Genomic DNA, 14,004 nt, shown 5'->3' with positions numbered 1-14,004 from the left:
TACAATGTCCGACACCACTTTCGCCCCTTCCGCAGTTCCGCAGCCGATTCCGCTCGGCCAAATCCTGCCCTGGGCCATTTTCGCCGGCCTGCTGATGCTGCTCGCGATCTATTTCATCGGCGCAGAAGAAGGCGCGACCTCGCTCATCTCGGGCATGTATGTGCATGAATTCGTGCATGACGCCCGTCACCTGCTCGGCTTCCCCTGCCACTAAGGGGTCAAGCACATGGTTGGACGTCTTTTGCTCCGCGGCATGATCGTCGGGGCCCTTGCCGGTATTTTCGTTTTTGCTTTCGCCCACATCTTCGGCGAACCGCTGGTCGACTGGGCCATTGGCTTTGAGGCAAAGGCCGCACAGGCTGCCGGCGAAGCGCCGGAGCCGGAAATCGTCAGCCGCGCCACGCAGGCGGGCATCGGCCTCTTCACCGGCAGCGTTATCTTTTCGACCGCAATAGGCGGATTGTTCGCGCTGGTCTTCTCCTTCATCTACGGCCGCATCAGCCCCTTGGGTGCTCGCGCGACGGCAGCTTTGCTCGGGCTCGCCGCTTTCGTCGCGATCTCGGTCGTGCCCGACATCAAGTATCCGGCAAACCCGCCGGCCGTCGGCAATCCCGATACGATCGGCGCGAGAACCGAGCTGTTCTTCGTCATGATCGTTGCCTCGATCGTCGGCATGATTGTCGCCGTGGGCTTCGCACGCAGGCTGACGGCGCGATATGGTTCCTGGAATGGTGCGATCATTGCCGGTATCGGCTACATCGCCTTTATCGCGCTGATCCAATATCTGCTTCCTTCGATCAACGAAGTGCCCGAGCACTTCTCCGCCGTCGTGCTCTGGCGCTTCCGGCTCACGTCGCTCGGCATGCACGCCATTCTCTGGACGACGCTCGGCCTTGCCTTCGGAGCCTGGGCAGAACGCCAACTGCCGCAGACACGCTACCGCAATGCCAGCCTGCGCCGGGCCTAGCGTGATAGGTAGATCGCATCCCGCGCATGGCAACATGCGCGGGAGACGCCAATCTTCAGGCGCCATCCTGCTTGCAATCCTTCTCATGCTATCGGGTTGGCCGGCTTCGGTTGCGGCACATGGCGGTTCCTCCGGCAGCCAGACCGGCATTCCGATCCCCAGCCTCACCCATGGCGAAATGGCAGTGATCGCTCCCTATTACGGGCGGATCATCTCGCTTGCCGAGAGCGTATCGGATACCGACGAAACCTTCCGCCGCCTCTTGAACTTCGCGGAGATCCAGCGCGCCTATTGCCTCTGGGGGCTGATGCCGGACAGCGTCAGCGACGAAGAAAGCCCTTTCAACGAATGTTCGCACGCCTATCTTGCGGCAGCAAAAGCAGTACTGCTGCAAATGCGCGTGATGAAAGTGGAAAAGGCACCGGTCGACGACCTCGTCTCCGACATCGACACGGCGCTCGTGCGCAATAACCTCTCGCTCATCCTGTGCAAATTCAGCGGCGAGAGCTTCAATACGGCCGATCTCATCCGGCCGAAGCTTGCCGACATCGCGGTCCATGCGAAAAGCCTTGCCGCGATCTTATCGGCCGGCCTGCTCGTTCTCGCGGGATTGTGGCTCGCAGCACGCGCGTTACGGCCGAAAACTCAGCCTTAAGAGCCGCTCTGTCTGTTTGTTTTGCCGGAACTCCCCTCAAGAAAACACCGCCACAAGATGCGGCGGTGTTTGTGATCTTACCAATAGCGCGGACGATCGCGCCAGCGGCCATCGCCCCAGCCATCGCGATAATGGCGATGGCCGTGCCAGCCCCATGGCGGTGGCGGCGGCGGCCGGTAATAGCCCCAGCGCCGGGGCGGCGGGCCCCAGCGATTGGGACGGCATTCGCCCCAGCGCGTCAGGTGCCAGCCACGGCCGCAGGCATAGTCGACTTTCACGATCGGCACCGAGGCCGTTGTCCCAACGGCCGGGATAGGCATTGCCTCTGCCGAAGATACAACCAGGCTGCCGAACAAGGCAGCGATCGCAATCACGGACGATCTCATCTTAAATGGCCTTCTATCCAAGTCCCTTACATGGGGATTTAAACGCCGGAGGTATGAACGCCGCCTGAACCGAAAATGGCGTTTTAGCGGCAAAAACAAGATCAATCCCAGGCCCCTGCCGAGGGCCGAAAGACCTGCCACAGCCCGCGTTTGCAGTTCGCCCCAGCCTGCTCCCGCGTCACGAGAGTTTCATGAAGGAGGCTTACACCGGCAATATCAATTGCAACAAGGGAGTTTGGGATGGTCGACCTCGTTTCAAACAATGCGGAAGGCGGCAATGCCGATCATCCGATTCATGGCGCCGGCAGTTCGGCAAAATGGTTTCTGCCGATCTTCGGCGTCGTCGTCCTCGCCGGTCTCGTGTATGTCGGCTACGCCCTCGGCAGCGACCTTGCCGAGGCTGCTGCCGTTCCGTGGATATTGCTCGGCCTTGCCCTGCTGATCGCGCTCGGCTTCGAATTCGTCAACGGCTTCCACGACACTGCCAATGCCGTTGCCACCGTCATCTATACGCGCTCGCTGCCGGCGGAGTTCGCCGTCATCTGGTCCGGCTTCTTCAACTTCCTCGGTGTTCTGACTTCGTCCGGCGCCGTCGCTTTCGGCATCCTGGCGCTGCTGCCGGTCGAACTCATCCTGCAGGTCGGCTCCGGCTCCGGTCTCGCGATGGTCTTCGCGCTTTTGACCGCCGCCATCATCTGGAATCTCGGTACCTGGTATCTCGGCCTGCCGGCCTCGAGCTCACACACCCTTGTCGGCTCGATCATCGGTGTCGGCCTCGCCAATCAGTTCCTGGCACCCGCCGGCTCCGCCACCAGCGGTGTCGACTGGTCGCAGGCAAGCAGCGTCGGCATGTCACTGCTTCTGTCGCCAATCATCGGCTTCGCCATGGCTGCGATATTGCTGCTGGTCGCCAAGGTGCTGATCCGCAACAAGGAGCTCTATGAAGCGCCGAAGGGCAATTCACCGCCTCCGGTCTGGATCCGCGGCCTGCTGATCTTCACCTGCACCGGAGTCAGCTTTGCCCACGGCTCGAATGACGGCCAGAAGGGCATGGGCCTGATCATGCTCATCCTCATCGGCCTCGTGCCGACGGCTTTCGCGCTGAACCGCACGCCCGATGTCAACTATCTCGAAGCTTACAAGGCTGCGTCAACGCAGGTCGAGACCGTGCTTGGCAAGTATGTGAAGCCTGGCGTTGCCGCTCCGGCCGATCCGAAAGCTGCCGTCAGCAATGCCGTGAAGAGCAAGACCTGGTCGGATGCGACCACGCCTGCGCTGCAGGCCTACATCCACTCGACCAGCGCCGAGATCGCGGCCTATCCGACCGTCGAGAAGCTGCCGAACGGGCTTGTCAGCAACGTTCGTAACGATATCTACCTGATCGGTGAATCGCTGAAATTGATCGACAAGCAGAAGCTGCTGCCGATGAGCGCCGACGACCTGAAGGCCGTGACCAACTATCACGCCGCCGTCGATCACGCGACCAAGTTCATCCCGCTCTGGGTGAAGGTTGCCGTAGCGCTGGCACTCGGTCTCGGCACCATGGTCGGCTGGAAGCGCATCGTCGTGACCGTCGGCGAAAAGATCGGCAAGACGCACCTGACCTACGGCCAGGGTGCCGCCGCCGAAGTCGTCGCCATGCTGACCATCGGTGCCGCCGACCATCTCGGCCTGCCGGTATCGACCACGCACGTCCTGTCCTCCGGCGTCGCCGGCACCATGGCGGCAAACGGTTCCGGCCTGCAATGGTCGACCGTGCGCAACATGCTGATGGCCTGGATCCTGACGCTGCCTGCCTCGATCGCACTGGCCTTCGTGCTGTTCATCGTGCTGCGCCAGGTCTTCTGACCGACGACCGATATCGGCTTGGAAAGCCCCGAAAGGCAATGGCGCCCCTGACGAGGGCGCCATTTTTGTTGCGGTATCGCTCAGTCGACGCGTTCCTTCTTGGGGCCGCTCGCGCCAAGGCCGGAAATCTTGGCAAGCTCCGAACGCCGATTGGCATAATTCTGCGCCACCATCGGATAGTTGGGAGAAAGACCCCACTTCCGCCTGTATTCCTCGGGCGTCATGCCATACTGCACGCGCAAATGACGCTTCAGCGTTTTGAAGCGTTTTCCGTCTTCGAGGCAGATAATGTAGTCGTTCGTTACGGATTTCTTCAAATCCACCGCCGGTACCAGATTGGAGCGATCGACGGTCGAAGCCGGTCGCTCCAATGTTAGCAGAGCCTCATGGACATCCTTTATCAGGCTGGAAAGGCTGTGAACGGGGACGGTATTGTGACTGACATAGGCCGAAACGATCTTCACGCAGCCGTAGAATGAGGAAGGCTTCGGCGGAGCGGCGTTTTTTGTCTCAATGAAAGAATCCATGATCTTTTCCCGGATCTGATTTGGTTCTTCGTGCGACGCCTCGCTGGAATTGCATCATGCGCGATTCCGCAGTGGGGCCGTCGCGCCGCTTTGATTTGCGCCCTGTTTCAGGGCGCCATCCCGGTTGATAACCGGGGGTTCAATACGTCCGCATTCAATGCGTGCGCAATTACAGCCGGTGGCTTTCGCCTCCTATCCCGTATCCGCAGCAGACTGCGGCAGTTCGCCGGCGGGGTCCGAGAAGCAGACCGCCAAACCCAGCCCCCCCCGGCAGCGATCGCCTTCAAGATCAGGGCTCCATGCCCCTCTTCCTCTCGCCTTGCATTACAGTCCATCGGATCTCCCTTGAGGGGCGCGGCGGAAAAGTATCAGGAAGCAGCAGCCAAGTGCGGCGCACATCGCTCTGAAGCATTCGGCTCGCGATAGCTGTGGTAAACTGCCTCTTCCATCGTCCAGATACCGTCGACCTCAAACATTGAGGCTTCCCTCATCGAGCTGGAAATATTACGCCGAAGACCATAGTCAACCGGCGCGGGTGTGCCGACGAGATATTTATTTAATAAATTACTAATAGACTAATTAACGAGCACCGCAAAAGTCAATCTCCATGCAGCGTTCTTCGTCCCAGCCCAATGAAAATATTCATGCGCTTCAACGATTATTCATCCCTTACAGCCCGGGCCACCAGCCACTTCGCCGCGCCGCCTCCAGGGCTGAGCTTAAGGGCGGTAAATCCTGGTGCCACAATCTTTCCCATTCCAGGCTCACGATGCCGCCATAGCCATCGGCACCGAGCGCCGAACACAGCGCCGTCATCGGGAACTCGCCGGTGCCGGGCTGTACATAACTATAAGGCAACCTTGGCCCCGGCCGGGAAACGCTGTCCTTGACATGAAGATGGTGCGTATTGCGGCGAACCTGCTTCCAGGTTTCGACAGGATCTTGCCCGCCCTTGCGCCAAGTATGATGCGTATCCCATATGAGCGCACAATCGGGCGCTATTTCAAGGAAGCGCGGAATGGCGTCCGGCAACGCCAGAAAATCATGGGTCTCGATGACCATGGCGGCGCGGAAGCCTTCGCGCGCCGCGGTCTCACGCCACCATTGCAGCGTCGCCGATGCCTCGGCCAACTCGCTCTGATCGGCGGTTTCGCCCCCATCGAAAACCCGGAGTGAACGGACGCCCGCAGCCTCCGCCCACGGAAGATAGCGCAGAAACTCTTCCTTTGCCTGTGCGGTCGCGCCGACAAGACGCAGGGAAGTATTGAAGGCGCAGACGCCCACGGGGGAGCCCTCCAGTACCTTGGCCAGACCCGCCGGGGAACCAAACCTTTCGGTAAAATAGCTGACCAGATCGACGGTCCCCCCAAGGGCGCGGATTTCTATCGCCTCGATTCCGTGGTTCGCCGCCAATTCGAGGGCTTCATTCAGTTCTAGTTCGGCACATCCGAGTGTTGAAAACGCCGATCTTATCCGCGGGGTGTCACTATCGATTGCAATCACCAGAGCCTCCTCCGCACTGTTGCCGGCCACCGCCAGCCAACACGTCATTGACACGCCCAGCCTCAGCAGCTTGCGGCTCGACATAAGTAACCGAACGGATAATTGACAAGCCTGCCTCCCCCGTCAAGCATGGATTGCCGTCCCATGAGAGGGCCTTGCCACCTTTCATCGGCGGGCGGATATTCGGCATAGCCGGCCGGATATCCCTACCAGACGACGGGATGGGTTTCACCGGTCGCAACATTGACGAAACCTTCCGGTGCCCTTTCCGAGGGAGCGACCAGCACCCAGCGCCAGGGCGCGCAGGTGAGCGTCGCAAAGGAAAGCCGCTCGGGAAAGCCAGGCCACCAGCGCGGCGAGAAAGTCGGCTCGTACATCCAGTCGATCTCGGCTCCGGCCTTATAGAGCGCCTGCATCTCCGCATCCAGTTCCGCCGCCGAGCGCGCCGTCATCAGGCCGCCGACTTCGTAGCGGACACGGGCGACGACCTTGCCGCCCGAGACGAGTACCCAGCCGCCCTGCTGCTCCTGCAGTGCGTTGGCGACCATGGCCATGGCTTGGTCGGAGGAGCCGACGACCCAGATATTGTGCTTGTCGTGACCAAGCGTTGAGCCAAGGGCGGTATCAGGCGTGCGCGGCCCCGTTCCCAGCCAGAACATGCGCGCGACCTTGGCTTGTCCGGAAAAGCGGTCGACGATCGCAAATTTCGTGACGTTGCGATCGGGGTCGCGCTGTACGGCGCCATCGCTGACAGGCAGATCCATGGTGATGAAATCATCGGCCCAGTGGAACGGCCGCAGCAGCGCCGCCTTTGCCGTGGCCGCACCCGACGGCGCGGCAATGCGAAAATCTTCAGCTGTGACCATCCGGTCGCTGCGAACCGTCTTCGTTGCCCAATCGGGCCAGGCGATCTCGGGCCTGACGCCGAGGAAGAGCCCGCCTTCTGAAGCCGGCTTACCATCTGCCCAAACCTTGCCAATCGACAGCGTCGTCACATCGTCCAGCAGCACGATATCAGCGTAGCGGCCTGGCGCAACCGAGCCGACCCAAGGTGTGAGCCGCATGTGGCGGGCGGGATTGATCGTCACGCATTGAATGGCGATTTCGGGTGCCAGCCCATTCTCGATCGCAAGGCGGACATTATGATCCGTTGCACCGATCTTCAGCGTATCACTGGCGCTGCGGTCGTCGGTGACGAAGGCGATCTGCGACCAGTCGGACAGACCTTTCTCGATCAGCCCCTTGATGACGTCGGGCAGAGAATGCGGCCTGAGCTCGATGAAGAGGCCATGCGTCAGCTTTTCCCAGATCTCATCCAGGAACCAGCCCTCGTGATCGGAAGCAAGACCGGCGCCGGCAAAGGCATTGATCGACGGCAGATCACGCAGGCCCGCGCCATGTCCCTCGACAACGCCGCGCTGCTCGAAGGTGGCGCGGATCATACCCCAGAGACGATCGTAAGCCGGATTCTCGGGATTGCTGACCGAAGGCCAGTCCATGACCTCGTCAAGGCCGGCCACCATCAGGCTTTCATTCAGGAACGACTTCTGCTCGTCATAGCCGAAGTGGCCGCCGCCCCATTCATAAGCCGTCGGCGGCACGGCCGATCCCGGCAGGGGAAAAATCTTCATCGGCGAACCGCGGCGGCGCGCTTCCAGCCAGAATTCCAGATTGCGGGCGCCATTGACATTGGAGAATTCGTGGCTTGCCTCGCAAGTCCAGGTGACGCCATGCGGCATGACCAGAGCCGCTTCCCATTCCGGCGTCAGATGCGAGCTTTCGATATGCTTGTGCGCTTCGCCGAAACCGGGAACCGCTGCGAGATGCGGCTCATGCACGCGCTCGCTCACCTCCCCCTGATAACTGCCGGCCGGGCCGACATAGGCGATGCGCCGGCCTTTGATGACGATCTCCTGATCGTCCAGCCAGGTGCGGCTATGCACATCCAGCAGCTTGCCGACACGCAGCAGGCGATCCGCCGGACGGCGGCCGAGCGCGGTCAGCGTCAGATCCTGACGGATCAGCACTTCGTCCGCCGCATTGACGAGCAGATCGTCGGGAAGGTTTGTTTTCGGGGATGTCATGAAAAGCATGCCTGCAGGATTCGGTCCGTTGAAGGTAGAGATGACCGATCCGCGTGTAAAGCTGCTTGCCCACCAGCGGAATATCGCATGTGAAAGGAGGCCGTTGCGGCGCGCCACCTTCCCGCCTGGAAGGAAGGGGGCGCCGATATCAACGATTGCGATAACCAGGCGGCGCAATGTGACGACATAAGATGTTTCATCCTATCAAAGGCAAAAATTGCCACCCTGCCCATTTGTTGGGCTTGTAAAGCCGATGCTCGAAAAATAGTATTCTCGAAGCTTGAAATATCAGCCCGACTTCATTGATCAAAAGGATTTCGAGAATGAAAGCCCTCACCTTTGCCCGCGCCGCGGGATTTGTTCTCCTTGCCGCGGCCACCGCTATGCCGGCCTTTGCGCAGGCAAAGACGCTGACCGTCTCCTGGTGGGGCTATAATGGCGAGAAGATGCAGGCCAATATCATCGAGCCCTTCAAGAAAATCTGTGGCTGCGACGTCGTCTTCGAAACCGGCAACAACGCCGACCGCCTCAACAAGCTCAAGCTGCGGGGCGGCAAGGGCGTCGATGTCATCTATCTCACCGACAGCTATTCGCAGCTCGGCATTCAGCAGGGCCTCTTCCAGGAAATCGACCGCAGCAAGCTCCCCAACCTTGCCGATCTCTATGATATCGCCAAGGCGCCGCAAGGCAATTACGGCCCGGCTTACACGATCGGCCGCATCGGCATCGTCTACGATATGGCGAAGGTGAACCCGCCGATTACCTCCTGGAACGATCTGTGGCGCGACGACCTGAAGGGTGCGGTTTCGCTGCCGGGCATCACGACGACAGGCGGGCCGCTGACGGTGCTCCAGGCTGGCAAGCATGCGGGCGCCGATCCCTATGCCGATGCCGACAAGGCATTTGAAGCCATCGAGGCGCTGAAGCCGAACGTGGTCAAGAACTACAATACCGGCTCGGAACTGGTGAACCTGATCTCGACAGGCGAAGCGAGGGTCGCGATGACGCAGGATTTTGTTCTCTCATCTCTGCGCGCGGCCGTTCCAACGATGGCCTGGGCCGATCTGAAGGAGGGCGATATCGCCGTGCTCAATGCGGTCAACATCCCGAAAGGCTCGGAAAATGTCGAGCTTGCGCATCAGTTCATCAATTTCATCCTGTCGAAGGACGTGCAGCAGGCGGAAGCCGAACAGGGCGTCGATGCCCCGGTCTCGACCAAGGTTGTGCTGCCGCCGGAAAAGGCAAAGCTCTGGACCTATGGGGCCGATATGATCGCCAAACTCAGCCGTATCGACTATCAGAAGCTGATCGAAGCGCAGCCGGACTGGGTCGACCGCTGGAACGAGATTTTCGGCATGTAACGGGGCTTGCCGCGCATTCCTGCGGCATTCTCACGGAATTCGGTTGATGAAGCATTTGATGAAATGGGGTTTGGCGACGCCGGCGATCCTGGCCGTAACGTTCTTCCTGCTCGTTCCCGTTATCATTACGATCGCGGCGACCTTCGGTGAAGCAAAGGGGATCTTCTCTCCTTATGTTGCCTTCTTTGCCAGCGGCTTTCGCCGCACCGTGCTCTTCAGGACGATCGAAGTGGCGCTGATGACGACGGCGATCTCTTTGATCGTCGGTTTCATCGCTGCCTACGTCATCGCGCAGATGCCGGGCCGCGCCAAGAGCGTAATGATCATCGCCGCGGTCTTTCCGCTGCTGACCGGTGTCGTCGTACGCTCCTTCGCCTGGCTGATCATTCTCGGCAAGAACGGCATTCTCAACTCTATCCTGCTGTCGATCGGCGTCATCGGCGAGCCGCTCTCGATGCTCTACACCGAGGGCTCGGTGATCGTCGCGATGGTCTATCTCTTCGTGCCCTTGATGATCCTGACCCTTGTCGGCGTGCTTGAAGGCATACCGCAGGATCTCATCCAGGCGGCAACTTCGCTGGGCGCAACGCCGGCCGCAACTTTCCGCCAGGTCATCCTGCCGCTCGCCACGCCGGGCCTGATCGTCGGCGCCGTGCTGGTTTTCACCGGCAGCTTCACCTCGTACGCAACGCCGCAGCTGCTTGGCGGCGAAAAGCAAATGATGATGGGCACCTTCCTCTATCAGCGCGCCATGGTCACCTTCGACTGGGTCGGCGCCTCGACGATCGCCGCCATTATGGTGGTGGTCACGATCGGTATTGTCGCAATCATGAGCCGTCTCGCACGGCGGCTGAACCCGATGGCGGTGTGATCATGACCCGAACGGTCCATCCCGCGCTTGTTGCTTTCACCGCCCTTGTCTTCCTGTTCCTGCTGGCCCCGCTCGTCATCATCATCGGCGCCGCCTTCAGCGACACGAGCTATCTCACCTTCCCGCCCCAGGGCCTGACGCTGCGCTGGTTCTCGAATATCTTTCAGATCGAGGCCTTCCGCACGACGGCGATCACCAGTCTGGAGCTCGCCTCCCTCGGAACCGCGCTGTCGCTGCTGATCGGCATTCCCGCCGCCTATGCCATCAGCCGCTACAGGGTCGAACTGCCGCGCTGGCTTTCGACGCTTTTCGTGCTGCCGATCCTCGTTCCGGAAATCGTCTTCGGCTTCTCGCTGATGAAATCGATCACCATCGGGCTCGGTCTGCCGATCTTTCCGAGCCTCTTGATCGGCCATGCGCTGCTGGTGCTGCCCTATTCGGTGCGCGTCGTCAGCGCCAGCCTCGCAAGTTTCGATTTTTCGATCGAGGAAGCGGCGATCAGCCTCGGCTGTCCGCCCCTGAAGACATTTCTGACCGTGGTGCTGCCGAATATCCGCGCCGGCGTCATCGCCGCCTTCATCCTCGCCTTCATCACCTCGATCAACGATGTCTCGGTCTCCGTCTTTCTGACCGGACCTGGCATCTCCACCCTTCCGATCCAGATCCTTGCCCATATGGAGCAGTTCTTCGACCCGACCATTGCCTCGGTTTCCGTGCTTCTGATGCTCGTGACCGTCGCGGTCATGGCGATCGTCGAAGCAACCCTGGGCCTCACCTTCCTGACAAAGTAGCCGCCCGTGACCGTATCGCTCTCCATTAATTCCATCAGCGCCCATTACGGCAAGACGGCCGTCCTGCAGGATCTTTCGCTTTCGGTTGAAGCCGGCGAGCTGGTCTCCTTGCTCGGCTCCAGCGGCTGCGGCAAGACGACGACGCTGCGGCTCGTCGCCGGCTTCCTGCAGCCGACCAGCGGCGCGATTAAGCTCGGCGACCGCGATCTGACGACGCTGCCGGCGCATGCCAGGGATATCGGGCTGGTGTTCCAGAACTACGCACTGTTTCCGCATCTGACGGTGCTTGAAAACGTCGCCTTCGGCCTCAAGCAACGCCGCATCCCGACGCAGGAACGCCGGCTGAAGGCAGCTGACATGCTGGAGCGCGTCGGTCTTTCCGGCCTGGGCGACCGCCTGCCCGGCGCCCTTTCAGGTGGCCAAAAGCAGCGTGTCGCGCTTGCGCGCGCCCTCGTCATCGAGCCGCCGCTCCTCATGTTCGACGAGCCGCTTTCCAATCTCGATGCCAAGCTGCGCGTCGACATGCGCGTCGAAATCCGCCAGTTGCAGCGCGCCAATGGCACAACATCGCTTTATGTGACGCATGATCAGGAAGAGGCTTTCTCGATCTCCGATCGCGTCGCCATCATGAATGCCGGCCGCATCATGCAACTCGACACACCCGAGACCCTCTACCGCAAGCCCGCCAACGGCTTCGTCGCCCGCTTCGTCGGCTTCGAGAACCTCCTGCGGCTGCGTGTTGTTGAGCGAGAGAGTGCCTTCGTCACAGCCGAAGCTGGCGGAGGTGCTCGTATTACGCTATCGCAGGACGCTTTCGGGCCGATTCCGGACGATTTTGTCCTCGGCTGCCGCGCGGACGGGCTTTCGGTTCGGCGCGAAGGTGATGGGTTACCGGCGGTTTTGGGCACACGCACCTATCTCGGCCGTGCCTATCAATATCAATGCAGGACGCCGGCCGGCGCTATCGTTGCCAATGGCGCCTTGTCGGAGCCGATGGCTGCCGGAGGCAGCGCGGTGCTGGTGCCGATGCCGGAGCAATGCTGCATTCTGAAGCCCGAAGGATAAAAGGCGCGTTGCTACCGATCGCGATGGAAGATTGCGTCTCCGCGCCGGTGATATTGTATTTGGGAAGATTGGTTGCGGGGGCAGGATTTGAACCTGCGGCCTTCAGGTTATGAGCCTGACGAGCTACCGGGCTGCTCCACCCCGCGTCACCAGCGCAAACCCTTTGGGTTTGTCGCGCCAAAGCAAGCCTTCCGGCTTGCGTCATCAGCGTAAACCGCGAAGCGGTTTATCGCGTGTTTCCAGCGTAAACCCGAAGGGTTTATCGCGTGTGGGCACCCTTATTATGGGTTCCTACAAAATTCCAGAAGCGTTTGTGCTATCCAGAAGCGACAAAGGCCGCATGAGCGGCCTATTGTAACACGGTCTGGCCGTATTTCGGAGTGTGACGAGAAGATTTTTATTAAACAACGTTGCGATTAGCAGACCTGGCAGCGACCTACTCTCCCGCGTCTTAAGACGAAGTACCATGGGCGCAGGGGCGTTTCACGGCCGTGTTCGGAAAGGGAACGGGTGCAGCCACCCCGCCATAACCACCAGGTCGGCAAAGCGCAACTTTGGGCTAAACCGCGCTAGCGGTTTATGCCCAATGAGAAGCTGGAAGGCAGAAAGCCTTTATTTATTTGAACACGTTTTCAGACCCATCTTTTTTTGATGAGCACTGGCAATGGGAACGATCAAGCCAATCGAGCTATTAGTACCGGTAAGCTTCATGCGTTGCCGCACTTCCACACCCGGCCTATCAACGTGGTCGTCTTCCACGGCTCTGATAGGGAACACTCGTTTCCAGGTTGGTTTCCCGCTTAGATGCCTTCAGCGGTTATCCATTCCATATATAGCTACCCTGCTATGCCCTTGGCAGGACAACAGGTCCACCAGAGATATGTCCATCCCGGTCCTCTCGTACTAGGGACAGATCCTGTCAATATTCCTACACCCACGGCAGATAGGGACCGAACTGTCTCACGACGTTCTGAACCCAGCTCACGTACCGCTTTAATTGGCGAACAGCCAAACCCTTGGGACCTGCTCCAGCCCCAGGATGCGATGAGCCGACATCGAGGTGCCAAACAACCCCGTCGATATGGACTCTTGGGGGTCATCAGCCTGTTATCCCCGGCGTACCTTTTATCCGTTGAGCGATGGCCCTTCCACACGGGACCACCGGATCACTATGACCGACTTTCGTCTCTGCTCGACTTGTCAGTCTCGCAGTCAGGCGGGCTTATGCCATTGCACTCGACGACCGATTTCCGACCGGTCTGAGCCCACCATCGCGCGCCTCCGTTACTCTTTCGGAGGCGACCGCCCCAGTCAAACTACCCACCATACACTGTCCCGGATCCGGATGACGGACCGCGGTTAGACATCCATGACGATAAGGGTGGTATTTCAAGGATGGCTCCACAAGAACTGGCGTCCCTGCTTCAAAGCCTACCACCTATCCTACACATGCCGACACGAATGCCAGTGTAAAGCTATAGTAAAGGTGCACGGGGTCTTTCCGTCTGACCGCAGGAACCCCGCATCTTCACGGGGAATTCAATTTCACTGAGTCTATGTTGGAGACAGCGGGGAAGTCGTTACGCCATTCGTGCAGGTCGGAACTTACCCGACAAGGAATTTCGCTACCTTAGGACCGTTATAGTTACGGCCGCCGTTTACTGGGGCTTCGATTCAGAGCTTGCACCCCTCCTCTTAACCTTCCAGCACCGGGCAGGCGTCAGACCCTATACGTCGTCTTGCGACTTCGCAGAGCCCTGTGTTTTTGGTAAACAGTCGCTACCCCCTGGTCTGTGCCACCCTCACATGCTTGCGCATATAAGGGTCACGCTTCTTCCGAAGTTACGCGTGCAATTTGCCGAGTTCCTTCAACATAGTTCTCTCAAGCGCCTTGGTATACTCTACCTGACCACCTGTGTCGGTTTCGGGTACGGTCTGTACGGTGG

Annotated in this window: 12 protein-coding genes, 1 tRNA gene and 2 rRNA genes (1 of these 15 cut by a window edge); 8 read left to right on the top strand and 7 right to left on the bottom strand. The window is 59.9% G+C overall.

Annotation, left to right across the window (positions count from 1 at the left end; all coding sequences use genetic code 11):
* Positions 1-4: 4 nt before the first annotated feature.
* Genes C7U61_RS00560 through C7U61_RS00550 form a run of 3 tightly spaced genes read left to right on the top strand, consistent with a single transcriptional unit; the run spans position 5 to position 1,622 of the window.
* Positions 5-214: a CbtB-domain containing protein gene (locus tag C7U61_RS00560; protein ID WP_015338334.1), complete on the top strand. Its 210-nt coding sequence runs from the start codon at positions 5-7 to the stop codon at positions 212-214.
* A gap of 12 nt (positions 215-226) precedes the next feature.
* Positions 227-967, top strand: a complete 741-nt coding sequence (locus tag C7U61_RS00555; protein ID WP_106996209.1) for a CbtA family protein — start codon at positions 227-229, stop codon at positions 965-967.
* 34 nt (positions 968-1,001) lie between these two features.
* Positions 1,002-1,622, top strand: coding sequence for a hypothetical protein (locus C7U61_RS00550; protein ID WP_106996208.1), 621 nt, complete (start codon positions 1,002-1,004; stop codon positions 1,620-1,622).
* Between the two features lie 77 nt (positions 1,623-1,699).
* On the opposite strand, the gene C7U61_RS00545 is transcribed toward C7U61_RS00550, so the two are convergent.
* Entirely contained in the window at positions 1,700-2,008 is a 309-nt protein-coding gene (locus C7U61_RS00545) for a hypothetical protein (protein WP_106996207.1), read from the bottom strand.
* Between the two features lie 240 nt (positions 2,009-2,248).
* Between C7U61_RS00545 and C7U61_RS00540 the strand changes: the two genes are divergently transcribed.
* The gene (locus C7U61_RS00540; protein WP_106996206.1) at positions 2,249-3,856 is read left to right on the top strand and encodes an inorganic phosphate transporter; all 1,608 of its coding nucleotides are present in this window, start codon (positions 2,249-2,251) and stop codon (positions 3,854-3,856) included.
* Between the two features lie 80 nt (positions 3,857-3,936).
* Here the strand turns inward: C7U61_RS00540 and C7U61_RS00535 are convergent, their stop codons facing one another.
* From C7U61_RS00535 to C7U61_RS00520, 3 genes are all read right to left on the bottom strand, one after another.
* Positions 3,937-4,383: a MucR family transcriptional regulator gene (locus C7U61_RS00535; protein ID WP_106996205.1), complete on the bottom strand. Its 447-nt coding sequence runs from the start codon at positions 4,381-4,383 to the stop codon at positions 3,937-3,939.
* A gap of 669 nt (positions 4,384-5,052) precedes the next feature.
* Entirely contained in the window at positions 5,053-5,886 is an 834-nt protein-coding gene (locus C7U61_RS00525) for a sugar phosphate isomerase/epimerase (RefSeq protein WP_106996883.1), read from the bottom strand.
* Between the two features lie 206 nt (positions 5,887-6,092).
* The gene (locus tag C7U61_RS00520; RefSeq protein WP_106996882.1) at positions 6,093-7,970 is read right to left on the bottom strand and encodes an adenine deaminase C-terminal domain-containing protein; all 1,878 of its coding nucleotides are present in this window, start codon (positions 7,968-7,970) and stop codon (positions 6,093-6,095) included.
* Positions 7,971-8,293: 323 nt separating this feature from the next.
* On the opposite strand from C7U61_RS00520, the gene C7U61_RS00515 reads away from it, so the two are divergent.
* The 4 genes from C7U61_RS00515 to C7U61_RS00500 are packed head-to-tail and all read left to right on the top strand — an operon-like array spanning position 8,294 to position 12,058.
* Positions 8,294-9,331: an ABC transporter substrate-binding protein gene (locus C7U61_RS00515; RefSeq protein ID WP_106996203.1), complete on the top strand. Its 1,038-nt coding sequence runs from the start codon at positions 8,294-8,296 to the stop codon at positions 9,329-9,331.
* Positions 9,332-9,377: 46 nt separating this feature from the next.
* Positions 9,378-10,202: an ABC transporter permease gene (locus C7U61_RS00510; RefSeq protein WP_106996202.1), complete on the top strand. Its 825-nt coding sequence runs from the start codon at positions 9,378-9,380 to the stop codon at positions 10,200-10,202.
* Entirely contained in the window at positions 10,202-10,993 is a 792-nt protein-coding gene (locus C7U61_RS00505; RefSeq protein ID WP_106996881.1) for an ABC transporter permease, read from the top strand. The genes C7U61_RS00510 and C7U61_RS00505 overlap by 1 nt, the downstream gene beginning before the upstream one ends.
* 6 nt (positions 10,994-10,999) lie before the next feature.
* Positions 11,000-12,058 (top strand): ABC transporter ATP-binding protein, encoded by a 1,059-nt coding sequence (locus C7U61_RS00500; protein ID WP_106996201.1) that lies wholly within the window; start codon positions 11,000-11,002, stop codon positions 12,056-12,058.
* Between the two features lie 69 nt (positions 12,059-12,127).
* Here the strand turns inward: C7U61_RS00500 and C7U61_RS00495 are convergent.
* From C7U61_RS00495 to C7U61_RS00485, 3 genes are all read right to left on the bottom strand, one after another.
* Positions 12,128-12,204: transfer RNA gene (locus C7U61_RS00495), tRNA-Met, on the bottom strand.
* Positions 12,205-12,481: 277 nt separating this feature from the next.
* Positions 12,482-12,596 (bottom strand): 5S ribosomal RNA (gene rrf, locus C7U61_RS00490).
* A gap of 132 nt (positions 12,597-12,728) precedes the next feature.
* Positions 12,729-14,004: ribosomal RNA gene (locus C7U61_RS00485) — 23S ribosomal RNA — on the bottom strand (it continues 1,687 nt past the right edge of the window).

It is taken from the genome of Rhizobium sp. JAB6, from assembly GCF_003024605.1.
In the GTDB taxonomy this organism is placed as follows: domain Bacteria; phylum Pseudomonadota; class Alphaproteobacteria; order Rhizobiales; family Rhizobiaceae; genus Rhizobium.
Note: the sequence above shows the minus strand (reverse complement) of the source record. Positions and strands in the feature narration are given on the sequence as shown.